This window comes from Shigella sp. SIG6, assembly GCF_053555815.1.
The window spans coordinates 16902-40512 of the sequence record NZ_JBQZXC010000021.1; the positions used below are offsets into that span (position 1 = coordinate 16902).

At 54.1% G+C, this 23611-nt stretch carries 18 protein-coding genes and 1 riboswitch; of the genes, 4 read left to right on the forward strand and 14 right to left on the reverse strand.

Features of this window, described 5'->3' with window-relative positions; genetic code table 11:
• Positions 1–5: 5 nt before the first annotated feature.
• The 5 genes from rapA to araB form a co-directional block, all read right to left on the reverse strand.
• Positions 6–2912 carry an RNA polymerase-associated protein RapA gene (gene rapA / locus ACUU1M_RS05865; protein WP_001116996.1) on the reverse strand — a complete coding sequence of 969 codons (2907 nt, stop codon included), beginning with the start codon at positions 2910–2912 and terminating at the stop codon, positions 6–8.
• 164 nt (positions 2913–3076) lie between these two features.
• The gene (gene polB / locus ACUU1M_RS05870; RefSeq protein ID WP_000035615.1) at positions 3077–5428 is read right to left on the reverse strand and encodes a DNA polymerase II; all 2352 of its coding nucleotides are present in this window, start codon (positions 5426–5428) and stop codon (positions 3077–3079) included.
• Between the two features lie 74 nt (positions 5429–5502).
• Complete coding sequence (gene araD, locus ACUU1M_RS05875; RefSeq protein WP_152028853.1) at positions 5503–6198, reverse strand: L-ribulose-5-phosphate 4-epimerase; 696 nt, start codon at positions 6196–6198, stop codon at positions 5503–5505.
• A 199-nt stretch (positions 6199–6397) separates the two neighbouring features.
• Positions 6398–7900 carry an L-arabinose isomerase gene (gene araA / locus ACUU1M_RS05880; protein ID WP_000151752.1) on the reverse strand — a complete coding sequence of 501 codons (1503 nt, stop codon included), beginning with the start codon at positions 7898–7900 and terminating at the stop codon, positions 6398–6400.
• A 10-nt stretch (positions 7901–7910) separates the two neighbouring features.
• Positions 7911–9611, reverse strand: a complete 1701-nt coding sequence (gene araB, locus ACUU1M_RS05885) for a ribulokinase (RefSeq protein WP_000951782.1) — start codon at positions 9609–9611, stop codon at positions 7911–7913.
• 338 nt (positions 9612–9949) lie between these two features.
• On the opposite strand from araB, the gene araC reads away from it, so the two are divergent.
• Entirely contained in the window at positions 9950–10828 is an 879-nt protein-coding gene (gene araC, locus ACUU1M_RS05890; RefSeq protein WP_005072565.1) for an arabinose operon transcriptional regulator AraC, read from the forward strand.
• A gap of 85 nt (positions 10829–10913) precedes the next feature.
• Positions 10914–11678: a DedA family protein gene (locus tag ACUU1M_RS05895; protein WP_001148403.1), complete on the forward strand. Its 765-nt coding sequence runs from the start codon at positions 10914–10916 to the stop codon at positions 11676–11678.
• A 113-nt stretch (positions 11679–11791) separates the two neighbouring features.
• On the opposite strand, the gene thiQ is transcribed toward ACUU1M_RS05895, so the two are convergent.
• The 4 genes from thiQ to sgrR form a co-directional block, all read right to left on the reverse strand.
• Positions 11792–12490, reverse strand: coding sequence for a thiamine ABC transporter ATP-binding protein ThiQ (thiQ, locus tag ACUU1M_RS05900; RefSeq protein ID WP_000916316.1), 699 nt, complete (start codon positions 12488–12490; stop codon positions 11792–11794).
• Complete coding sequence (thiP, locus tag ACUU1M_RS05905) at positions 12474–14084, reverse strand: thiamine/thiamine pyrophosphate ABC transporter permease ThiP (protein ID WP_152028852.1); 1611 nt, start codon at positions 14082–14084, stop codon at positions 12474–12476. The genes thiQ and thiP overlap by 17 nt, the downstream gene beginning before the upstream one ends.
• Complete coding sequence (thiB, locus tag ACUU1M_RS05910; RefSeq protein WP_001295536.1) at positions 14060–15043, reverse strand: thiamine ABC transporter substrate binding subunit; 984 nt, start codon at positions 15041–15043, stop codon at positions 14060–14062. The genes thiP and thiB overlap by 25 nt, the downstream gene beginning before the upstream one ends.
• 30 nt (positions 15044–15073) lie before the next feature.
• Positions 15074–15173: riboswitch (TPP riboswitch) on the reverse strand.
• A gap of 33 nt (positions 15174–15206) precedes the next feature.
• Positions 15207–16862, reverse strand: coding sequence for a DNA-binding transcriptional regulator SgrR (gene sgrR / locus ACUU1M_RS05915; RefSeq protein ID WP_005072569.1), 1656 nt, complete (start codon positions 16860–16862; stop codon positions 15207–15209).
• An 88-nt stretch (positions 16863–16950) separates the two neighbouring features.
• Between sgrR and sgrT the strand changes: the two genes are divergently transcribed.
• Both sgrT and setA read left to right on the forward strand, forming a co-directional pair.
• A complete protein-coding gene (sgrT, locus tag ACUU1M_RS05920; protein WP_001248770.1) occupies positions 16951–17082 on the forward strand; it encodes a glucose uptake inhibitor SgrT in 132 nt (43 codons plus the stop codon).
• Positions 17083–17183: 101 nt separating this feature from the next.
• A complete protein-coding gene (gene setA / locus ACUU1M_RS05925) occupies positions 17184–18362 on the forward strand; it encodes a sugar efflux transporter SetA (RefSeq protein WP_152028851.1) in 1179 nt (392 codons plus the stop codon).
• 48 nt (positions 18363–18410) lie between these two features.
• On the opposite strand, the gene leuD is transcribed toward setA, so the two are convergent.
• The 5 genes from leuD to leuL all read right to left on the reverse strand — a co-directional run bounded on the left by leuD (position 18411) and on the right by leuL (position 23271).
• Positions 18411–19016, reverse strand: coding sequence for a 3-isopropylmalate dehydratase small subunit (gene leuD / locus ACUU1M_RS05930; protein WP_000818230.1), 606 nt, complete (start codon positions 19014–19016; stop codon positions 18411–18413).
• Positions 19017–19026: 10 nt separating this feature from the next.
• Complete coding sequence (gene leuC / locus ACUU1M_RS05935; RefSeq protein ID WP_001140652.1) at positions 19027–20427, reverse strand: 3-isopropylmalate dehydratase large subunit; 1401 nt, start codon at positions 20425–20427, stop codon at positions 19027–19029.
• 2 nt (positions 20428–20429) lie between these two features.
• On the reverse strand, positions 20430–21521 hold the full coding sequence (leuB, locus tag ACUU1M_RS05940; protein WP_000042382.1) for a 3-isopropylmalate dehydrogenase: 1092 nt from the start codon (positions 21519–21521) through the stop codon (positions 20430–20432).
• Complete coding sequence (gene leuA, locus ACUU1M_RS05945) at positions 21521–23092, reverse strand: 2-isopropylmalate synthase (protein ID WP_000082854.1); 1572 nt, start codon at positions 23090–23092, stop codon at positions 21521–21523. The genes leuB and leuA overlap by 1 nt, the downstream gene beginning before the upstream one ends.
• Before the next feature lie 92 nt (positions 23093–23184).
• Positions 23185–23271, reverse strand: coding sequence for a leu operon leader peptide (gene leuL, locus ACUU1M_RS05950; RefSeq protein WP_001300467.1), 87 nt, complete (start codon positions 23269–23271; stop codon positions 23185–23187).
• Positions 23272–23611: the final 340 nt, after the last annotated feature.

Genomic DNA, 23611 nt, shown 5'->3' on the forward strand with positions numbered 1-23611 from the left:
CTCCGTTACTGATGCGTTACAACGATCAAACGCAGGGCATCCAGACGCCAACCTGCCTGATCCAGGCTTTCCATTACCTGCTGACGGTTGCTCTCAATGGCGGTCAGTTCGTCGTCACGAATGTTCGGGTTCACTGCACGCAGAGCTTCCAGACGAGACAGCTCGGCAGACAGTTTTTCGTCGGCTTCGTTACGCGCTGCATCAATCAATGCACGGGCAGATTTCTCGATCTGCGCTTCACCCAGTTGAAGGATAGCGTGAACATCCTGCTGCACGGCGTTAACCAGTTTGCTGCCGGTGTGACGGTTAACCGCGTTAAGCTGGCGGTTAAAGGTTTCAAACTCTACCTGCGCCGCCAGGTTGTTGCCGTTTTTATCCAGCAGCATACGTACCGGCGTCGGTGGCAGGAAGCGGTTGAGCTGCAACTGCTTCGGAGCCTGGGCTTCAACCACATAAATCAGTTCCACCAACAGCGTACCTACCGGCAACGCTTTGTTTTTTAACAGTGAAATCGTGCTGCTACCGGTATCGCCAGAAAGGATCAGATCCAGACCGTTGCGGATCAGCGGATGCTCCCAGGTAATAAACTGTGCATCTTCACGCGCCAGCGCCACTTCACGATCAAAGGTGATGGTGATGCCATCTTCCGACAGGCCAGGGAAGTCCGGCACCAGCATATGATCGGACGGCGTCAGCACGATCATGTTGTCGCCGCGATCGTCCTGATTGATACCGATAATATCGAACAGGTTCATGGCGAAGGCGATCAGGTTGGTATCGTCATCCTGCTCTTCAATGCTTTCTGCCAGTGCCTGGGCTTTTTCGCCACCGTTGGAGTGGATTTCCAGCAGGCGGTCACGACCCTGTTCCAGCTGTGCTTTCAGCGCTTCATGTTGCTCGCGGCAGTTTTTGATCAGATCGTCAAAGCCTTCGGTTTGATCCGGTGAAGCCAGATAGTTAATCAGATCGTTGTATACGCTATCGTAAATAGTGCGTCCGGTCGGGCAGGTGTGCTCAAATGCATCCAGACCTTCGTGATACCAGCGCACCAGCACCGACTGAGCGGTTTTCTCCAGATAAGGCACATGGATCTGAATATCGTGCGCCTGGCCGATACGATCCAGACGACCAATACGCTGCTCCAGTAGATCCGGGTTGAATGGCAGGTCAAACATCACCATGTGGCTGGCGAACTGAAAGTTACGTCCTTCAGAACCGATTTCTGAGCACAGCAGTACCTGTGCGCCGGTGTCTTCTTCGGCAAACCAGGCGGCAGCGCGGTCACGTTCGATAATCGACATACCTTCGTGGAACACCGCAGCGCGAATACCTTCACGTTCGCGCAGTACCTGCTCCAGTTGCAGCGCAGTGGCAGCTTTGGCGCAGATCACCAGCACTTTCTGAGAGCGATGGCTGGTCAGGTAGCCCATCAGCCACTCAACGCGCGGATCGAAGTTCCACCAGGTGGCGTTATCACCTTCAAATTCCTGATAAATACGCTCCGGGTAGAGCATATCGCGAGCACGATCTTCCGCACTTTTACGTGCGCCCATAATGCCGGAGACTTTAATAGCCGTCTGATACTGCGTCGGTAGCGGCAGCTTAATGGTGTGCAGCTCGCGTTTCGGGAATCCTTTCACACCGTTACGCGTGTTACGGAACAGCACGCGGCTGGTGCCGTGGCAATCCATCAGCATCGAAACCAGCTCCTGACGGGCGCTCTGGGCATCTTCGCTGTCGCTGTTTGCTGCCTGCAACAGCGGCTCGATATCCTGCTCGCCGATCATCTCGCCGAGCATGTTCAGTTCGTCATTGCTCAGTTTGTTACCTGCCAGCAGCATGGCAACGGCGTCCGCAACCGGACGATAATTTTTCTGCTCTTCAACGAACTGCGCAAAATCGTGGAAACGGTTCGGGTCCAGCAGACGCAGACGGGCGAAGTGGCTTTCCATCCCCAGCTGTTCCGGGGTCGCGGTCAGCAGCAGAACGCCCGGCACGTGCTCTGCCAGTTGTTCAATGGCCTGATATTCACGGCTTGGCGCATCTTCGCTCCACACCAGGTGATGCGCTTCATCGACCACCAGCAGGTCCCATTCGGCTTCACAGAGATGTTCCAGGCGCTGTTTGCTACGACGGGCAAAATCCAGCGAGCAAATCACCAGCTGTTCGGTGTCAAACGGGTTGTAAGCATCGTGCTGAGCTTCGGCATAACGCTCATCATCAAACAGAGCAAAGCGCAGGTTGAAACGGCGCAGCATTTCTACCAGCCACTGATGCTGTAAGGTTTCCGGGACGATAATCAGCACACGTTCAGCAGCGCCAGAGAGCAGTTGCTGATGCAGGATCATCCCGGCTTCAATGGTTTTCCCTAAACCCACTTCGTCAGCCAGCAGGACGCGCGGCGCGTGGCGGCGACCAACATCATGAGCGATGTTGAGCTGATGCGGGATCAGGCTGGTACGCTGACCGCGCAGGCCGCTGTACGGCATACGGAACTGTTCGCTGGAATACTTACGCGCGCGATAACGCAGCGCAAAGCGGTCCATACGGTCAATCTGCCCGGCAAACAGACGGTCCTGCGGTTTGCTGAACACCAGTTTGCTATCAAGGAAAACTTCACGCAGGGCTACGCCGGACTCTTCAGTATCCAGGCGAGTACCGATATAGGTCAGCAAGCCATTTTCTTCTTTTACTTCTTCGACTTGCATCTGCCAGCCGTCATGGCTGGTAATGGTATCACCAGGGTTGAACATCACGCGGGTCACGGGGGAATCACTGCGTGCGTACAGGCGGTTTTCACCAGTAGATGGGAAAAGTAAAGTGACAGTTCGCGCATCCACCGCGACAACGGTTCCAAGTCCCAATTCGCTTTCTGTATCGCTGATCCAGCGTTGACCAAGTGTAAAAGGCATATGTGTTCGGCTCTATATCTTTAATTGCAGGCAATAACCACCCGCTACCGTGCTTATGAGGTAGTGGTGTTATTCAGGTCCAGGAATGGAAAGGGCGCTATGGTACTGGATGGCAAAGCATTCGTCACGCATCAAAATGGTATCTGGCGAACTCTTTTTTTTGCTCAAAATAGCCCAAGTTGCCCGGTCATAAGTGTAGCAAAATTATCCTCAATAAAAGGGAGTATTCCCTCCGCCACGGGTTGTAGCTGGCGGGTCAGATAGTGTTCGTAATCCAGTGGTGAACGTTGGTAGTCCAGCGGCTCCGGGCCGTTGGTGGTCCATACGTACTTAATGGTGCCGCGATTCTGATATTGCAAGGGGCGACCGCGCTTTTGATTTTCTTCATCGGCAAGGCGAGCGGCGCGTACATGAGGCGGAACATTACGCTGATATTCGCTCAGCGGACGGCGAAGGCGTTTACGGTAAACCAGCCGCGCATCCAGTTCACCCGCCATCAGTTTGTCGATGGTTTGGCGGACGTACTCCTGATATGGCTCGTTGCGGAAGATACGCAGGTACAGCTCCTGCTGAAACTGCTGGGCCAGCGGCGTCCAGTCGGTGCGCACGGTTTCCAGCCCTTTAAACACCATCCGCTGCTTGTCGCCCTCCTGAATCAGCCCGGCGTAGCGCTTTTTACTGCCGGTATCAGCTCCGCGAATGGTTGGCATAAGAAAACGGCAGAAATGAGTTTCATACTCCAGTTCTAATGCGCTGGTCAGCCGTTGTTTTTGCAGCGTTTCCGCCCACCAGGCGTTAACGTGCTGCACCAGTGCACGACCGATTTTCGCCGCCTCTTCTTCCGAATGTGCACCTTTTAGCCAGACAAAAGTCGAGTCGGTATCTCCGTAGATAACGTCGTAGCCCTGCGCTTCAATCAATGCTTTGGTCTGCCGCATGATCTGATGACCACGCATGGTGATCGACGATGCCAGGCGCGGATCGAAGAAGCGGCAGGCGGTGGTGCCGAGCACGCCATAAAAGGCATTCATAATGATCTTCAGCGCCTGCGAAAGCGGCTTATTACCCTGACGTTTGGCTTCATCGCGCCCGTGCCAGATGTTAGTCACAATCTCCGGCAGGCAATGTTTCTCCCGTGAGAACCAGGCATCGAGAAAACCTTCGGTACTGTGCTCTGGATCAGGTTGCGCCATGCCTTCAACCAGCCCGACGGGATCAATCAGAAAGGTGCGGATGATCGACGGGTACAGGCTTTTATAGTCCAGCACCAGCACTGAATCATAAAGCCCTGGCCGTGAATCCATCACGTAGCCGCCAGGGCTGGCGTGCGGCGGCACTTCGCCGAGATTAGGCGCGACATAACCAGCGCGATGCATTCGCGGAAAATAGAGATGACCAAACGCTGCCACCGAACCGCCGTGCCGATCCACCGGCAGGCCGTTCACCGTTGCTCGTTCGAGTAAAAATGGCATGATTTCAGTTTTGTGGAAGATCTGCGTCACCAGCTCGCAATCTTTCAGGTTATAAGTTGCCAGCGCAGGTTTATCTTCGGCGAAACGGCGGTCAATTTCGTCCATTCGATCCCACGGGTTATCGATAGATTTTCCTTCGCCTAATAGCTCCTGAGCGACAGTTTCCAGCGAGAATGAAGAGAAATTCCAGAACGCGGATTTCAGCGCCTCGATACCGTCGATAATTAGCCGACCTTTAGCCTGGGCAAAAAAGACGCCGTTTTTAAAGCCGTGCTCGCGCCACTCCAGCTCGCTATTATCGCGCCCAAGACGCAGCGGAAGACGGTAACGCTCGGCATGTTTTTGCAGCATTCGCAGATCGAACTGCACCACGTTCCAGCCGATGATCACATCGGGATCGTGGTTTGCAAACCAGGCGTTGAGTTTTTCCAGCAGCAGCGGGCGGCTGGCGACGTATTCCAGTTCGAAATCAAGCGAGGAGGCGTCGCCATTCTCCGGCCCCAGCATATAAACGATGCGCTGCCCGCCGCCTTCCAGGCCGATGCAGTACAGCTCACCGTGGCGGGTGGTTTCAATATCTATAGAAACCCACTTGAGCGGCGGACGATAGTCGGGATGCGGTTTCAGACGGGCATTAACGATAGTGCCATTGTGCATATCACCCTCGACCCACACCGGTGAGGTGATAAACCGCTCCATCAGATAGCGTTCTGGCGGGCGCACATCGGCCTCGTAGACGGTAACGCCACCTTCACGCAGGCGCTTTTCGTAATTCATCAATTGGCGATGGGCGCGACAGTAAAGGCCATACACCGGCTGGCGGTGAAAATCCTTTAACGCCAGCGGTGTCAGACGAAAGCCTTGTTCACCCTGCAAAATATGCTGAGCGCGGGGAACCTGATCGGCGTGAATAAACGCCACGGACTCTTGCGGTGCAAGCGTAACCTGCAACGGCCCGTTGTCCGTCGCCAGCCAGAAGGAGACTTCTGTCCCTTGCGGGGTGTCCCGCCAGTGTCGGGTTAAGATAAAACCTGCCTGCGCCACGCTGAAAATCCATCAAAAAACCAGGCTTGAGTATAGCTTGGTTTCGTTTGATTGGCTGTGGTTTTATACAGTCATTACTGCCCGTAATATGCCTTCGCGCCATGCTTACGCAGATAGTGTTTATCCAGCAGCGTTTGCTGCATATCCGGTAACTGCGGCGCTAACTGACGGCAGAATATCCCCATATAAGCGACCTCTTCCAGCACGATGGCGTTATGCACCGCATCTTCGGCATTTTTGCCCCATGCAAACGGGCCGTGGGAATGGACCAGAACGCCGGGCATTTGCGCTGCATCGATACCCTGTTTTTCAATGGTTTCTACGATGACGTTACCGGTTTCCCACTCATATTCGCCGTTGATTTCTGCGTCGGTCATTTTGCGGGTGCAGGGAATGGTGCCGTAGAAATAGTCGGCGTGGGTGGTGCCGGTTGCTGGAATCGACTGACCCGCCTGCGCCCAGATGGTGGCGTGGCGCGAGTGCGTATGCACAATGCCGCCAATGGAGGGGAATGCCTGATAGAGCAGCCGGTGAGTTGGCGTGTCGGAGGAGGGCTTTTTCGTACCTTCAACCACTTCACCGGTTTCGATGCTAACCACGACCATATCGTCAGCGGTCATGACGCTGTAATCGACGCCGGAAGGTTTGATCACAAAGACGCCGCGCTCGCGATCAACGGCGCTGATGTTGCCCCATGTGAGCGTGACCAGGTTGTGTTTTGGCAGCGCCAGGTTGGCTTCTAATACCTGGCGTTTGAGATCTTCTAACATGTTGACTCCTTCGTGCCGGATGCTCTTCGCTTATCCGGTCTACAAAATCGCAGCGCGTAGGCCTGATAAGACGCGCCAGCGTCGCATCAGGCGTTGAATGCCGGATGCGCTTTGCTTATCCGGCCTACAAAATCGCAGCGTGTAGGCCAGATAAGACGCGTCAGCGTCGCATCAGGCGTTACATACCTGATGTGGCTACTTAGCGACGAAATCCGTAATACACTTCGTTCCAGCGCAGTGCGTCTTTAAACGCTGGCAGGCGGGTGTCGTTATCAATCACCGTGATTTCAATGTCGTGCATCTCGGCGAACTGGCGCATATCGTTGAGGTTCAGCGCATGGCTGAAGACGGTATGGTGCGCGCCACCAGCGAGGATCCACGCTTCGGAAGCAGTTGGCAGATCCGGTTGCGCTTTCCACAGTGCATTCGCCACCGGCAGTTTCGGCAGGGAGTGCGGTGTTTTCACCGTGTCGATACAGTTAACCAGCAGACGGTAACGATCGCCGAGATCAATCAGGCTGGCGACAATCGCTGGACCGGTTTGGGTATTGAAGATCAGTCGGGCAGGATCGTCCTTACCACCAATACCGAGATGCTGAACGTCGAGGATCGGTTTCTCTTCTACGGCAATCGACGGGCAGACTTCCAGCATATGGGAGCCGAGCACCAGGTCATTACCTTTCTCGAAGTGATAGGTGTAGTCCTCCATAAAGGAGGTGCCGCCCTGCAGACCGGTTGACATCACCTTCATGATGCGAAGCAGAGCGGCGGTTTTCCAGTCGCCTTCGCCCGCAAAGCCGTAACCCTGCTGCATCAGACGCTGTACGGGCAGACCTGGAAGCTGTTTCAGACCGTGCAAATCTTCAAAGGTGGTGGTGAACGCGTGGAAGCCACCTTGTTCCAGGAAACGCTTCATCCCCAGCTCAATACGCGCCGCTTCCAGCACGTTCTGTCGTTTTTCGCCGTGGATTTGTGTGGCAGGCGTCATGGTGTAGCAGCTTTCGTACTCATCGACCAGCGTGTTAACATCGCCGTCGCTGATGGAGTTCACCACCTGCACCAGATCGCCAACCGCCCAGGTATTGACGGAGAAACCGAACTTGATCTGTGCGGCAACTTTATCGCCATCGGTGACCGCCACTTCACGCATGTTATCGCCAAATCGGCAGACTTTCAGATGACGGGTATCCTGTTTAGAGACCGCCTGACGCATCCAGGAGCCGATACGCTCATGGGCTTGTTTATCCTGCCAGTGACCGGTAACGACGGCATGTTGCTGACGCATACGCGCGCCAATGAAGCCGAACTCGCGACCGCCATGTGCAGTCTGGTTCAGGTTCATAAAGTCCATATCGATACTGTCCCACGGCAGCGCCGCGTTGAACTGGGTGTGGAATTGCAGCAACGGTTTGTTGAGCATGGTCAGGCCGTTGATCCACATTTTGGCCGGGGAGAAGGTGTGCAGCCACACCACCAGACCAGCGCAACGATCGTCGTAATTCGCGTCGCGGCAAATAGCGGTGATTTCATCCGGCGTGGTGCCCAGCGGTTTCAACACCAGTTTGCAGGGCAGTTTCGCTTCCGTATTCAGCGCATTAACAACGTGCTCGGCATGTTGGGTGACCTGACGCAGGGTTTCCGGGCCATACAGATGCTGGCTGCCAATGACAAACCACACTTCATAATTATCAAAAATCGTCATTATCGTGTCCTTATAGAGTCGCAACGGCCTGGGCAGCCTGTGCCGGGGCGGAAGTTGGAAGATAGTGTTGTTCGGCGCTCATCGCCCATTGCTGATAGCGGCGATAAAGCTGTTCAAAGCGTTGTGCCTGTTCGCTGCGCGGTTGCAGGGTTTTCTCTACCGCACTGGCCATTTTTTGCTGGGCTGATGGGATGTCTGCGTGCACTTTCGCGGCGACGGCAGCAAAAATCGCCGCACCGAGCGCACAGCACTGGTCAGAGGCAACAATTTGCAGCGGGCGATTCAGCACGTCGCAGCAGGCCTGCATAATGACCTGGTTTTTCCGCGCGATGCCGCCCAGCGCCATCACGTTATTGACGGCGATCCCCTGATCGGTAAAGCACTCCATGATTGCGCGTGCGCCAAAGGCGGTGGCAGCAATCAAACCGCCGAACAGCAGCGGAGTGTCGGTAGCGAGGTTAAGATCGGTAATCACCCCTTTCAGGCGTTGGTTAGCGTTTGGCGTGCGACGACCGTTAAACCAGTCGAGCACCACCGGCAGGTGATCCAGAGACGGATTTTTGGCCCATGCTTCGGTCAGCGCCGGAAGCAGTTGTTTCTGGCTGGCGTTGATTTGCGCTTTCAGTTCCGGATGCTGGGCGGCAAGCTGTTCCAGCGGCCAGCCGAGTACGCGACCAAACCAGGCGTAGATATCACCAAACGCCGATTGGCCTGCTTCCAGACCGATAAATCCAGGCACCACGCTGCCATCAACCTGACCGCAAATACCTTTAACTGCCCGCTCGCCAACGCTCTGTTTGTCGGCAATCAGAATGTCGCAGGTGGAAGTACCGATAACTTTTACCAGTGCGTTAGGCTGTGCGCCTGCGCCAACTGCGCCCATATGGCAGTCAAACGCGCCGCCGGAAATCACCACGCTTTCAGGCAGGCCGAGACGCTGCGCCCATTCCGGGCATAAGGTGCCCACCGGAATATCGGCAGTCCAGGTGTCAGTGAACAGCGGGGAAGGCAAATGGCGATTGAGGATCGGGTCCAGCTCATCAAAGAAACTGGCTGGCGGCAAGCCGCCCCAGCTTTCGTGCCACAGAGATTTATGCCCGGCGCTGCAACGTCCGCGACGAATATCCTGCGGGCGGGTGGTACCGGAAAGCAGAGCTGGCACCCAGTCGTACAGCTCAATCCACGATGCGGCAGATTGCGCCACGGCGCTGTCCTGGCGAGTCACATGCAGGATTTTTGCCCAGAACCATTCGCTGGAATAAATACCGCCAATATAGCGGGAGTAGTCAACGTTGCCCGGCGCGTGGCACAAACGGGTAATCTCTTCCGCTTCTTCAACCGCAGTGTGGTCTTTCCACAATACGAACATCGCGTTCGGGTTTTCGGCAAACTCCGGGCGCAGCGCCAGCACGTTACCGTCGGCATCAATCGGTGCGGGCGTCGAGCCGGTACTGTCAACGCCAATCCCGACCACAGCTGCGCGCTGTTCGACGCTAAGCTCTGCAAGCACGGTTTTCAGTGCCGCTTCCATTGACTCAATGTAGTCACGCGGATGATGACGGAACTGGTTATTCGGGGCATCACAAAATTGCCCTTTTTGCCAACGGGGATACCACTCTACGCTGGTGGCGATCTCTTCACCGCTGGCGCAGTCCACCGCCAAAGCTCGCACAGAATCACTGCCAAAATCGAGGCCAATTGCAATCGCCATCGTTTCACTCCATCCAAAAAAACGGGTATGGAGAAACAGTAGAGAGTTGCGATAAAAAGCGTCAGGTAGGATCCGCTAATCTTATGGATAAAAATGCTATGGCATAGCAAAGTGTGACGCCGTGCAAATAATCAATGTGGACTTTTCTGCCGTGATTATAGACACTTTTGTTACGCGTTTTTGTCATGGCTTTGGTCCCGCTTTGTTACAGAATGCTTTTAATAAGCGGGGTTACCGGTTGGGTTAGCGAGAAGAGCCAGTAAAAGACGCAGTGACGGCAATGTCTGATGCAATATGGACAATTGGTTTCTTCTCTGAATGGCGGGAGTATGAAAAGTATGGCTGAAGCGCAAAATGATCCCCTGCTGCCGGGATACTCGTTTAATGCCCATCTGGTGGCGGGTTTAACGCCGATTGAGGCCAACGGTTATCTCGATTTTTTTATCGACCGACCGCTGGGAATGAAAGGTTATATTCTCAATCTCACCATTCGCGGTCAGGGGGTGGTGAAAAATCAGGGACGAGAATTTGTCTGCCGACCGGGTGATATTTTGCTGTTCCCGCCAGGAGAGATTCATCACTACGGTTGTCATCCGGAGGCTCGCGAATGGTATCACCAGTGGGTTTACTTTCGTCCGCGCGCCTACTGGCATGAATGGCTTAACTGGCCGTCAATATTTGCCAATACGGGTTTCTTTCGCCCGGATGAAGCGCACCAGCCGCATTTCAGCGACCTGTTTGGGCAAATCATTAACGCCGGGCAAGGGGAAGGGCGCTATTCGGAGCTGCTGGCGATAAATCTGCTTGAGCAATTGTTACTGCGGCGCATGGAAGCGATTAACGAGTCGCTCCATCCACCGATGGATAATCGTGTACGCGAGGCTTGTCAGTACATCAGCGATCACCTGGCAGACAGCAATTTTGATATCGCCAGCGTCGCACAGCATGTTTGCTTGTCGCCGTCGCGTCTGTCGCATCTTTTCCGCCAGCAGTTAGGGATTAGCGTCTTAAGCTGGCGCGAGGACCAACGTATCAGCCAGGCGAAGCTGCTTTTGAGCACCACCCGGATGCCTATCGCCACCGTCGGTCGCAATGTTGGTTTTGACGATCAACTCTATTTCTCGCGGGTATTTAAAAAATGCACCGGGGCCAGCCCGAGCGAGTTCCGTGCCGGTTGTGAAGAAAAAGTGAATGATGTAGCCGTCAAGTTGTCATAATTGGTAACGAATCAGACAATTGACGGCTTGACGGAGTAGCATAGGGTTTGCAGAATCCCTGCTTCGTCCATTTGACAGGCACATTATGCAAGCATTGCTGGAACACTTTATTACCCAATCTACCGTGTATTCATTGATGGCGGTGGTGTTGGTGGCCTTTCTGGAGTCGCTGGCGCTGGTCGGTTTGATTCTACCCGGTACGGTGCTGATGGCGGGGCTGGGAGCGCTGATTGGCAGCGGCGAGTTAAGTTTCTGGCACGCCTGGCTGGCAGGGATTGTCGGTTGTCTGCTGGGCGACTGGATCTCCTTCTGGCTGGGCTGGCGTTTTAAAAAGCCGTTGCATCGCTGGTCATTTCTGAAGAAAAACAAAGCATTACTCGATAAAACTGAACATGCGTTGCATCAACACAGCATGTTCACCATTCTGGTCGGTCGCTTTGTTGGCCCGACGCGTCCGCTGGTGCCAATGGTGGCGGGAATGCTGGATCTGCCGGTGGCAAAATTCATTACGCCGAATATTATCGGCTGCCTGCTGTGGCCACCGTTTTACTTCCTGCCTGGGATTCTGGCGGGCGCGGCGATCGATATTCCAGCCGGAATGCAGAGCGGCGAGTTTAAATGGTTGCTGCTGGCGACGGCGGTATTTTTGTGGGTTGGTGGCTGGCTGTGCTGGCGGTTATGGCGCAGCGGTAAAGCAACCGATCGTTTAAGTCATTATTTGTCGCGCGGCCGTTTGTTGTGGCTGACGCCGTTGATTTCTGCCATCGGCGTGGTGGCGCTGGTGGTGTTAATTCGCCACCCGTTGATGCCGGTGTATATCGATATTTTGCGTAAAGTGGTTGGGGTTTAGGGGATTGTCTTGTGCGGGTTGCCTCATGCGACGCTGACCGCGTCTTATCAGGCCTACAAAACGCACTGTCCGTAGGTCGGATAAGGTGTTCACGCCGCATCTGACAGTGCATACTAACCCGTAATCCCCAATATTGCCGAAGCACTCGCCTTACCGCTCAACAATTCTTCAGTCTTACCCTGCCAGGCGATGCGCCCGTCGGCGACCACCACCGAGCGTGTGGCGATCCGCGCCGCATCTTCCACACTGTGCGACACCATCAATAGCGTCATTTTTTGCTGCTGGCAGCTCGTGCTCACCAGCGTCAGCATCTCCTGACGTAACGCCGGATCGAGCGCAGAGAACGGTTCATCGAGCAATAAAATCGGCTGTTCGCGCACCAGACAACGCGCTAACGCCACGCGCTGTCGCTGACCGCCGGAAAGCTCGCCCGGTAACCGCGCCATTAAATTATCAATCCCCATCTGACGGGCAATCGCGTGCATTTTCTCCTGCTGTGCCGCGTTCAGTTTCAACCCCGGATTTAGCCCCAGCCCGATGTTCTGCGCGACCGTCAGGTGGCTGAACAGGTTGTTCTCCTGAAACAGCATCGACACCGGACGGCGTGACGGCGGCGTCGTGGTGTGATCAACGCCATCGATAGTCAGCGAACCGCTGGCTGGCGTCAGAAAACCGGCAATCAAATTCAGCAGGGTACTTTTACCCGCGCCGCTTGGCCCGAGGATTGCCACCTGCCCGCCGCGTTCTACCGTTAAGCTAAAACGCATCGGCAAATGGTGATAAAGCCAGGTGATATCAGTCAGTTTTAACATTTCGCCCCGGTAGTTTTTCAATCACGGTAAACAGCAGAAAACAGAGTAGTAGCAGAATTAACGCGGTGACCGCGCCGTCCTGGCTGCGATAGGAGCCAATTTGCTGGTAGAGATAAAACGGCAGGGTACGGAAATCATCGTTACCGAACAACGCCACTACGCCAAAATCACCAATCGACAGCACGCAGGCAAAAGCCAGCGCCTGCGCCAGTGGACGTTTCAGGGCGCGCAGCTCGACCACTTTTAAGCCCGACCAGCCTTCAATGCCCAGCGACTGACACAACATACTGTAGCGGGCGGTGATATCGCGCATCGGGTTTTCCAGTACTTTCAGCGCATAAGGGATCGCCATTAACGCATTGGTGAAAATCACAATGCCGTCAGCAGATTGTGGCAGGCCGATAGTGTTGTTGAGCAGTAAAAAGAAGCCGGTAGCCAGCACAATCCCCGGCATGGCGAGGATCAACATGCCGCTCATCTCCAGCGCCTGACCCGCCAGCATTTTCTGCCGCGCCCGCAGTTCGCGACTGCTCCATAGCAGCATCATGGTCAGCACTACGCACAATACACCTGCCGCCAGCGCAATACGCAACGAGGTCCACAGCGCCTGCCACAGCACCGGTTGTGCCAGCACTTCCGGCAACTGGCGATTTACCCCATCGACGATCACCGCCAGCAACGGTGGCAGCAACAGCAGCAGCGCCAGCACTATTAACACCGTGTCGCAAATGCGGCTATGCAGACGATCGTCCGGATCGCGCCAGCCTTGCAGCAGCGTGGTGCCGGGCGCAATGGCCTTACTTAGTCGCTGACTCAACAGCACCAGCCCAAGGCAACACACCATCTGGAGCAGCGCCAGCATCGCCGCGCGGGCAGGATCGTAGTCGTAACTCAGCGCCTGATAAATAGCCAGCTCGATAGTGGTTGCCTGCGGACCGCCGCCCAGCGATAGCACGGTGGCGAAGCTGGCGAAACAGAGCATAAAGATAAGCGCGGCAACCGGCGGGATTTGTCGCCGTAGCCACGGCCATTCGACGAAGCGGAAAAAATGCCAGCCGCGCATCCCAAGCTGGGCGGCAAGCTGACGTTGTTCGCCGGGAATGTTTTCCAGTGCCTGGAGTAATAAGCGGCTCGCCATCGGCAGATTAAAAAATACGTGCGCCAGCAAAATGCCTTGCAGGCCGTAGGGCGAAAAGGTCCACTCCAGACCGAGCGATTGGCAGAGCGATGCCAGCCAGCCCTGACGACCATAGACGCTAAGAATGCCGAAAACAGCAACTAGCACCGGGAGGATCAAGGTCATTGCGCACAGACGCAACAGCGCCAGCCGACCCGGAAAGCGCCTGCGATAGAGGGCGCGGGCGAGGAATATCGCGGGTACGACAGAGAGTAGCGCCGAGAGAAACGCCTGCCAGAAGGAGAAGCGCACCACATGCCACAGGTAGCTGTCCTGCCAGACTGCCACCCAGTTACCCTGCGGCGCGTTCCACCACAGGGCGAGAAACGCCGCGAGCGCAACCGCTACCACCAGCGTGGCGGCGCTTACACCTGGAATTAACCAGCCGGGAATTAACGGCTGACGGCGCGTTGCCATTCGCTAATCCATGCCTGACGTTGTGCCGCCACTTCAGCTGGTGTGAACTCCAGCGTGGTGGCCGGTTTGGTCAATTGTTCAAACCCGGCAGGCAGCGTGACATTTGCCACCGGATACATCCAGTTACCGGTTGGGATCGCATTCTGAAAAGCAGGAGAAACCATAAACTGGAGGAATTTTTGCGCCAGCTCCGGCTGCTTGCTGGCAGCGGTGCGGGCGGCGACTTCCACCTGCAGATAGTGACCTTCGCTAAAGTTCGCGGCGGCGTAGTTATCTTTTTTCTCTTCGAGAATGTGATAAGCCGGAGAGGTGGTGTAACTCAGTACCAGATCGCTTTCACCTTTTAAAAACAGGCCGTAGGCTTCGCTCCAGCCTTTGGTGACCGTGACGGTTTTCTTCGCCAGTTTTTGCCAGGCTTGTGGGGCGTCATCGCCATAGACTTTTTGCATCCACAACAGCAGACCCAGCCCCGGCGTGCTGGTACGCGGATCCTGATAAATCACCCGCCAGTTCTGATCGCTCTCAACCAATTCTTTCAGGCTTTGCGGCGGGTTTTTCAGTTTGTTCTTGTCATAGACGAAGGCGAAATAGCCGTAATCAAACGGGACGAAAGTGTCATTATTCCAGCCGCCGGGAACGTTAACGGCATCCGCTGCCACACCGCTTTTGGCAAATAGTCCGGTTTTACTGGCGGCGTCTAACAGATTGTTATCCAGCCCCAGCACCACATCGGCTTTACTATTTTTGCCTTCCATCCGTAGACGGTTGAGAAGCGAAACGCCATCTTCCAGCGCCACCAGTTTCAGTTCGCAGTTACAGTCGGCTTCAAAAGCTTTTTTGATCTTTGGACCAGGCCCCCAGTCGGCGGCGAAGGAATCGTAGGTATAAACAGTCAGAACGGGTTTAGCGAAAACGGGCGCTGTGCACAGCAACAGCAGGGGAAGACATTTTTTTAACACTTTGCACCTCAAAAAAGAGTGGCAAAGGACTTGAGAAGGAGCCTCAAATCCCTTCGCCGGCGTTATCCGGATCAGGTTCGACGGGTATTTTCTCAGCGCACGCGTTTGCGTGGCACCCCGTTGAGAACGGCGTTAGTGTAGTGATTTTGTTATCTACCAGCAATCATGGATCCGGTGGCGCAAACCACGCTGATTTAAAATCGAACCAGCCGAGGGTATTCATACGCAGGCCGCGCATACTGCGTTGTCCCTGAATGATCAGCCAGTGGTGGATAAGCGGCACCATTGCTTTACTGGCGACCAGTTGCTGGCACCAGTTCGCCAGGTTCATTTCGCCATTGCGCCAGCGGGCGGCGTCGGCTTGCCAGTCGATCGGAATACAGTGTTGGAGCAGCGGCACCTCGCACAAGTGCGCGAACAGCGAAAAATCCAGCGGCAGCGTAAAGTTGGCGCTATTAAGCCAGATATCGCTCTCGATCTCTCCTTCATGCCACTGATCGTAGCTGATCTCTTTGATTTCCAGCGTGACCTGGTGACTTGCCAGAATCTGCTGCATGATCCCGGCAATCACCCGATGCTCACTGTGATCCTGATAAAAGGTCAGGGTGAGGCTTTCCAGGCCAGCCGGTTTTTCGCTCTTTATGGTGCGGGCATGGTGCCAACGGGGGAGCAGTCCATAAGCTGGGAACCACAGTTGCTGGTACTGTTCCTCAGCGAAATAGACCAGATTAGTTGGAGAAAGCACATAGCTTACCCAGTCCCTGACTTGCTGATTCGCCCCGCGATGGGTGCGGCTGTCGAACAGTAAATAGTAGCAACCTTCCTCCAGGCGGCTTTCAATCTCTTTTTCCTCGCCCTGTGGACCTTTTAGCATCAGACCACCGGCTGGCTCGTCGGCAATTTCCGGCAGAACCCAGACGTTAACTTCGTCGATTAATGCCCGGTAACCGAAGAAGTCATCGAATGCCTGAATTTTCAGTTGATTGGTGCTGTTGCGAATCACCGCATACGGACCGGTGCCAATAGGATGGCTGGCAAAGTTACTGAGGGTTTCCCATTCGCACGGCAGGATCATCGCCGGAACTTGCCCCAGCAGTAACGGCAACCAGCGGTCCGGCTGCGTGAGATGGATATCCAGCGTCCAGGGCGTCGGCGACACAATGTCCGTAATATGCGAATAGAGCGGCAGCGTATTGATTCGTTTTAAAGAGGCGATCACGTCGTCCATTTCCAGTTCACGACCATGATGAAAATGGACTCCTGGACGCAAAAAGAAACGCCAGTGAAGCGGTGATATTTGCTGCCAGTGGTGGGCGATGTCTGCTTCCAGTTCCCCATTTTCCTCATTTATGCGCGTTAGCGAACTGAAGATTTGCCGGGCAATATGGGTTTCGGAACGGCGCAATGCGCTGCCAGGTAGCAGATTACGCAACGGACGATAGTAGAGCACGCGCAGGATGTGCCGCCCCTGGCGGAAGCTGCGGCCCAGATGAGAAACCAGCATTTGCCGCACAGTCGCTTTGTCGCCAACCAACTGCACTAGTTGGTCGATACGATCCTGCTCCAGCAGGTCTTCCGCCCGCTGTTGCTGAAGCGCCAGCCCGGTATAGAGGAATGTCAGACGCGAGCGTTTACCGCGCCCGACTTCCGCTTCCCACGTCAGCCAGCCGCGATCCTGCATGGTGTTGAGCAGGGTACGCATATGACGACGCGAGCAGCTCAATAACGCTGCCAGTTCGTTGAGCGTTGTGTCCTGCGATTTACCCTCGCAGCATTGCCACAGGCGGATGAACTGTTGTTGCAGACGAGCAGATGGCATAAAAGGGGAACTCCTGCGCAAAAGACAGCAATTTTATTTTCCCTATATTAAGTCAATAATTCCTAACGATGAAGCAAGGAGGTGCCCCATGCGTCAGTTTTATCAGCACTATTTTACCGCGACAGCGAAGTTGTGCTGGTTGCGTTGGTTAAGCGTCCCACAACGATTAACCATGCTTGAAGGACTGATGCAGTGGGATGACCGCAATTCTGAAAGTTGACTTGCCTGCATCATGTGTGACTGAGTATTGGTGTAAAATCACCCGCCAGCAGATTATACCTGCTGGTTTTTTTTATTCTCGCCGCGCTAAAAAGGGAGCGTATGATCTGGATAATGACGATGGCTCGCCGTATGAACGGTGTTTACGCGGCATTTATGCTGGTCGCTTTTATGATGGGGGGGGCCGGGGCGCTACAGGCTCCTACATTGAGCTTATTTCTGAGTCGTGAGGTTGGCGCGCAACCTTTCTGGATCGGACTCTTTTATACGGTGAATGCTATTGCTGGGATCGGCGTAAGCCTCTGGTTGGCAAAACGTTCTGACAGTCAGGGCGATCGGCGAAAACTGATTATATTTTGCTGTTTGATGGCTATTGGCAATGCGCTACTGTTTGCATTTAATCGTCATTATCTGACGCTTATCACCTGTGGTGTGCTTCTGGCATCTCTGGCCAATACGGCAATGCCACAGTTATTTGCTCTGACGCGGGAATACGCGGATAACTCGGCGCGAGAAGTGGTGATATTTAGCTCGGTGATGCGTGCGCAGCTTTCTCTGGCATGGGTAATCGGTCCACCGCTGGCCTTTATGCTGGCGTTGAATTACGGCTTTACAGTGATGTTTTCGATTGCCGCCGGGATATTCACACTCAGTCTGGTATTGATTGCATTTATGCTTCCGTCTGTGGCGCGGGTAGAACTGCCGTCGGAAAATGCTTTATCAATGCAAGGTGACTGGCAGGATAGTAACGTACGGATGTTATTTGTCGCCTCGACGTTAATGTGGACCTGCAACACTATGTACATTATTGATATGCCGTTGTGGATCAGTAGCGATTTAGGATTGCCAGACAAACTGGCGGGTTTCCTGATGGGGACGGCAGCTGGACTGGAAATACCAGCAATGATTCTGGCTGGCTACTATGTCAAACGTTATGGTAAGCGGCGAATGATGGTCATTGCAGTGGTGGCAGGAGTGCTGTTTTACACTGGATTGATTTTCTTTCATAGCCGTATGGCGTTGATGACGCTGCAACTTTTTAACGCTGTATTTATCGGCATTGTTGCGGGTATTGGGATGCTATGGTTTCAGGATTTAATGCCTGGAAGAGCGGGGGCAGCTACCACCTTATTTACCAACACTATCTCTACCGGGGTAATTCTGGCTGGTGTTATTCAGGGAGCAATTGCACAAAGTTGGGGGCACTTTGCTGTCTACTGGGTAATTGCGATTATTTCTGTTGTCGCATTATTTTTAACCGCAAAGGTTAAAGACGTTTGATGACGTGGACGATAGCGGAAAGCCCGGTCATTTGACCGGGCAAGGGGTCTAATTCATAAACGCAGGTTGTTTTGCTTCATAAGACGCAATAGCGTCGTCGTGCTGCAGGGTCAGGCCGATGCTGTCCAGACCATTCATCATGCAGTGGCGGCGGAAGGCATCGATGGTAAAGCGATAGGTTTTCTCTCCCGCTTTCACCTCTTGCGCTTCCAGATCCACGTCGAAATGGATCCCCGGATTGGCTTTCACCAGCGCAAACAGTTCGTCCACTTCTGCATCGCTTAATTTCACCGGCAGCAGCTGGTTGTTAAAGCTATTGCCGTAGAAGATGTCAGCAAAACTCGGCGCAATCACCACTTTAAAACCGTAGTCGGTCAATGCCCAGGGCGCGTGCTCACGCGAGGAGCCACAGCCGAAGTTTTCTCGTGCCAGCAAAATGGAAGCGCCCTGATACTGCGGGAAGTTCAGCACGAAGTCCGGGTTTGGCTGTTGGCCTTTTTCATCGAGAAAACGCCAGTCGTTAAACAGATGCGCGCCAAAACCCGTACGGGTCACTTTCTGCAAAAACTGTTTCGGGATGATTGCATCGGTATCGACATTGGCGGCATCCAGCGGAACCACCAGGCCTGTGTGTTTGATAAATTTCTCTGCCATGGTGTGCTCCTTATTTAATGTTGCGAATGTCGGCGAAATGTCCGGTCACAGCAGCAGCGGCAGCCATTGCCGGGCTGACCAGATGCGTGCGCCCGCCGCGCCCCTGGCGGCCTTCAAAGTTACGGTTGCTGGTGGATGCACAACGTTCGCCCGGATTCAGACGGTCGTTGTTCATCGCCAGACACATTGAGCAGCCAGGCAAGCGCCATTCAAAACCGGCTTCAATAAATATTTTATCCAGACCTTCCGCTTCCGCCTGGGCTTTTACCGGGCCAGAGCCGGGAACCACCAGTGCCTGCACGCCTGGCGCGACTTTTCGCCCTTTGGCGATCTCCGCTGCCGCGCGTAAATCTTCAATGCGCGAGTTGGTACAGGAACCGATAAACACTTTGTCGATAGCCACTTCGGTCAGCGGAATACCCGGTTTCAGCCCCATATAGGCCAGCGCTTTTTCTGCCGACGCACGTTCAACCGGATCGGCAAACGAAGCCGGATCGGGAATATTGTCGTTCACGGAAATCACCTGGCCGGGATTGGTGCCCCAGGTGACCTGCGGTGAAATTTCTTCTGCTTGCAGAGTGACAACGGTATCGAAAGTTGCGCCTTCGTCGGTTTGCAGGGTTTTCCAGTAGGCAACGGCGTCGTCGAAATCTTTGCCTTTCGGCGCATGCAGACGGCCTTTGACATAGTTAAAGGTGGTTTCGTCAGGAGCAACCAGACCGGCTTTTGCGCCCATTTCGATCGCCATATTGCACAGGGTCATACGACCTTCCATGCTTAAATCACGAATTGCTTCGCCGCAAAACTCCACCACATGCCCGGTGCCGCCTGCGCTGCCAGTTTTACCGATAATTGCCAGCACGATATCTTTTGCGGTAATGCCCGGCGCGGCTTTGCCCTGGACTTCAATTTTCATGGTCTTCGCACGGCCCTGTTTCAGGGTTTGTGTTGCCAGTACGTGTTCAACTTCGGAAGTGCCGATACCAAAGGCCAGTGCGCCAAACGCGCCGTGGGTGGCGGTATGCGAGTCGCCGCAGACAATGGTCATCCCCGGCAAGGTGACGCCCTGTTCCGGCCCCATTACGTGGACGATCCCCTGATACGGGTGATTCAGGTCATACAGCTCGACGCCAAATTCTTTGCAGTTTTTAATCAGCTCCTGCATCTGGATGCGCGCCATTTCACCACAGGCATTAATGTCTTTGGTCTGGGTAGAGACGTTGTGATCCATAGTGGCGAAGGTTTTGCCCGGCTGACGTACCGGGCGACCGTGGGCGCGCAGACCATCGAACGCCTGCGGTGAGGTCACTTCATGCACCAGGTGGCGGTCGATATATAACAGCGGGGTTTCGTTTTCGGCTTCGTACACTACGTGAGCGTCGAATAATTTTTCGTATAACGTTTTAGCCATGATTACACCCCTTCTGCCACATAGCGGGCAATGATATCGCCCATTTCATCGGTACTAACGGCGGCAGCGCCACGGGCTAAATCCCCGGTGCGAATGCCTTCTTCTAATGCACGGTTAATGGCGCGTTCAATGGCGGAAGCCGCATCATCGGCATCCAGGCTGTAACGCAGCAGCAGTGCCAGCGACAGGATTTGTGCAATCGGGTTGGCGATGTTTTTGCCTGCGATATCTGGTGCCGAGCCGCCCGCCGGTTCATACAGTCCAAAACCTTGCTCGTTCAGGCTGGCGGAAGGCAACATGCCCATCGAGCCAGTGATCATTGCGCACTCGTCAGACAGAATGTCGCCAAACAGGTTGGAGCACAGCAGAACGTCAAACTGTGATGGATCTTTAATCAGCTGCATGGTGGCGTTGTCGATGTACATATGCGCCAGTTCGACATCCGGGTATTCCGTGGCGATCTCGTTGATGATTTCACGCCATAAAATAGAGGATTGCAGCACGTTAGCTTTGTCGATTGAGGTGACTTTGTGGCGACGTTTACGAGCAGATTCAAACGCGATGCGGGCAATACGCTCGATCTCAAAACGGTGATACACCTCGGTATCAAACGCTTTTTCATATTGTCCGCTACCTTCGCGGCCTTTTGGCTGACCGAAATAGATGCCGCCGGTCAGTTCGCGCACGCACAGGATGTCGAAGCCGTTAGCGGCAATGTCTGCACGCAGCGGACAGAATGCTTCCAGCCCCTGATACAGTTTTGCCGGGCGCAGGTTGCTGAATAATTTGAAGTGCTTACGCAGCGGCAGCAGCGCGCCGCGTTCTGGTTGCTGGTCTGGTGGTAAATGTTCCCACTTCGGGCCGCCTACCGAGCCAAACAGCACGGCATCGGCTTGCTCACAACCTTCAACCGTCGCAGGCGGCAGTGGTTGCCCGTGGTTATCAATGGCTGCGCCGCCTACATCGTAATGGCTGGTGGTGATGCGCATCGCAAAGCGGTTGCGCACGGCATTCAGCACTTTCAGCGCCTGGGTCATCACTTCCGGACCAATACCGTCTCCCGGCAATACGGCAATATGGTAATTCTTCGACATCACACGGTTTCCTTGTTGTTTTCGTTGTGTTGAGCTTTGCGTTGCAACTCTTTTTCGACTTCTGCGGCACGCCAGATATTGTTCAGTACGTGCACCATGGCTTTGGCGGAGGACTCGACAATATCGGTGGCCAGGCCGACGCCGTGGAAGCGGCGACCGTTGTAGTTGGCGACAATATCCACCTGACCCAGCGCATCTTTACCGTGACCTTTGGCGGTCAGGCTGTATTTCACCAGTTCGACGTTATAGTCAGTGATGCGGTTAATTGCCTGATAGACGGCATCGACCGGACCGTTACCGTTGGCGGCTTCTGCTTTGACTTCTTCGCCACAGGCCAGTTTGACGGCGGCGGTGGCGATATCGTTAGAGCCAGACTGCACGCTGAAGTAATCCAGACGGAAATGCTCCGACTCTTCTTGCTGCTTACCGATGAAGGCCAGCGCCTCCAGATCGTAATCAAACACCTGACCTTTTTTGTCCGCCAGCTTCAGGAAAGCATCGTACAAATTGTCTAAATTATATTCACTTTCTTTATACCCCATCTCATCCATGCGATGTTTCACCGCCGCACGCCCCGAACGAGAGGTCAGATTCAGCTGGATTTGGTTCAGACCAATAGATTCTGGTGTCATGATTTCGTAGTTTTCGCGGTTTTTCAGCACGCCATCCTGGTGGATACCGGAGGAGTGAGCGAATGCGCCGCTGCCAACAATGGCTTTGTTTGCCGGGATCGGCATATTACAAATCTGGCTAACTAACTGGCTGGTGCGCCATATCTCCTGGTGATTAATGGCGGTGTGGACGTTGAGAATATCCTTACGAACTTTAATCGCCATGATGACTTCTTCCAGCGAACAGTTACCGGCACGCTCGCCGATCCCGTTCATTGCACCTTCCACCTGGCGTGCACCGGCATGTACCGCCGCCAGTGAGTTGCCGACCGCCAGGCCTAAATCGTCGTGGGTATGTACGGAAATAATGGCTTTGTCGATGTTAGGTACGCGTTCATACAGGCCGCTGATGATTCCGGCGAACTCAAACGGCATGGTGTAGCCCACGGTGTCCGGAATGTTGATGGTGGTGGCACCGGCATTAATCGCCGCTTCGACCACTCGCGCCAGATCGGCAATGGGTGTACGCCCGGCATCTTCGCAAGAAAATTCAACATCATCGGTGTAATTACGGGCACGTTTCACCATATAGATAGCGCGTTCGATCACCTCGTCCAGGGTGCTGCGCAGCTTGGTGGCGATGTGCATTGGGGAGGTAGCAATAAAGGTATGAATACGGAAGGCTTCGGCGACTTTCAGGGATTCGGCCGCCACGTCGATATCTTTTTCCACGCAGCGAGCTAACGCACATACGCGGCTGTTTTTAACCTGGCGGGCGATGGTTTGCACCGATTCAAAATCGCCCGGCGAAGAGACGGGGAAACCGACTTCCATCACGTCAACACCCATACGCTCAAGGGCCAGCGCAATTTGCAGTTTTTCTTTCACACTCAAGCTTGCCTGTAACGCCTGTTCACCGTCGCGCAATGTGGTATCGAAAATAATGACTTGCTGGCTCATGGTTTGGGTCCTTGTCTCTTTTAGAGCGCCTCGCTTCGGGCATAAAAAAACCCGCGCAATGGCGCGGGTTTTTTGTTTGACTGCGTGCTGGCTTAATGCTGGATGCCGCTCACTCGTCTACCGCGCAAAGAAGATGCGTTTAGTAGTAGTAGACCGATAAAGCGAACGATGTGAGTCATTAAATCAGCTCCAGATGAATGCGATATGCTTTTAGAGTTACTGGATACAAAAACGGATGTCAACCCTGACGCAATAAAAACGTCCCGCCAGCGTGAGTTCTGCATCCGTAAAATTAGCTAATTGTGCTACGGTGGTTAAAGTAAGCGATATTAATTTCTGCTTAACTACCGACGCTTTTCATCGGTTGACATATTTCAGCATAAATTTTTGTATCTAATCAACGAGGAAAAAGGGGACAAAATGCACGCGTTGCAAAACCTATCCTGATGATTTGTATTGAATTATATGTTTTGCGATTTTTTTTTGATATTGATTTGGTGAATATTATTGATCAATTAA

Excerpts from the sequence above, each read along its gene's own strand:
- rapA (WP_001116996.1), bottom strand. The coding sequence starts at position 2,912 with ATGCCTTTTACACTTGGTCAACGCTGGATCAGCGATACAGAAAGCGAA.
- araD (WP_152028853.1), bottom strand. The coding sequence starts at position 6,198 with ATGTTAGAAGATCTCAAACGCCAGGTATTAGAAGCCAACCTGGCGCTG.
- araA (WP_000151752.1), bottom strand. The coding sequence starts at position 7,900 with ATGACGATTTTTGATAATTATGAAGTGTGGTTTGTCATTGGCAGCCAG.
- araB (WP_000951782.1), bottom strand. The coding sequence starts at position 9,611 with ATGGCGATTGCAATTGGCCTCGATTTTGGCAGTGATTCTGTGCGAGCT.
- araC (WP_005072565.1), top strand. The coding sequence starts at position 9,950 with ATGGCTGAAGCGCAAAATGATCCCCTGCTGCCGGGATACTCGTTTAAT.
- ACUU1M_RS05895 (WP_001148403.1), top strand. The coding sequence starts at position 10,914 with ATGCAAGCATTGCTGGAACACTTTATTACCCAATCTACCGTGTATTCA.
- thiQ (WP_000916316.1), bottom strand. The coding sequence starts at position 12,490 with ATGTTAAAACTGACTGATATCACCTGGCTTTATCACCATTTGCCGATG.
- thiP (WP_152028852.1), bottom strand. The coding sequence starts at position 14,084 with ATGGCAACGCGCCGTCAGCCGTTAATTCCCGGCTGGTTAATTCCAGGT.
- sgrR (WP_005072569.1), bottom strand. The coding sequence starts at position 16,862 with ATGCCATCTGCTCGTCTGCAACAACAGTTCATCCGCCTGTGGCAATGC.
- sgrT (WP_001248770.1), top strand. The coding sequence starts at position 16,951 with ATGCGTCAGTTTTATCAGCACTATTTTACCGCGACAGCGAAGTTGTGC.
- setA (WP_152028851.1), top strand. The coding sequence starts at position 17,184 with ATGATCTGGATAATGACGATGGCTCGCCGTATGAACGGTGTTTACGCG.
- leuD (WP_000818230.1), bottom strand. The coding sequence starts at position 19,016 with ATGGCAGAGAAATTTATCAAACACACAGGCCTGGTGGTTCCGCTGGAT.
- leuC (WP_001140652.1), bottom strand. The coding sequence starts at position 20,427 with ATGGCTAAAACGTTATACGAAAAATTATTCGACGCTCACGTAGTGTAC.
- leuB (WP_000042382.1), bottom strand. The coding sequence starts at position 21,521 with ATGTCGAAGAATTACCATATTGCCGTATTGCCGGGAGACGGTATTGGT.
- leuA (WP_000082854.1), bottom strand. The coding sequence starts at position 23,092 with ATGAGCCAGCAAGTCATTATTTTCGATACCACATTGCGCGACGGTGAA.
- leuL (WP_001300467.1), bottom strand. The coding sequence starts at position 23,271 with ATGACTCACATCGTTCGCTTTATCGGTCTACTACTACTAAACGCATCT.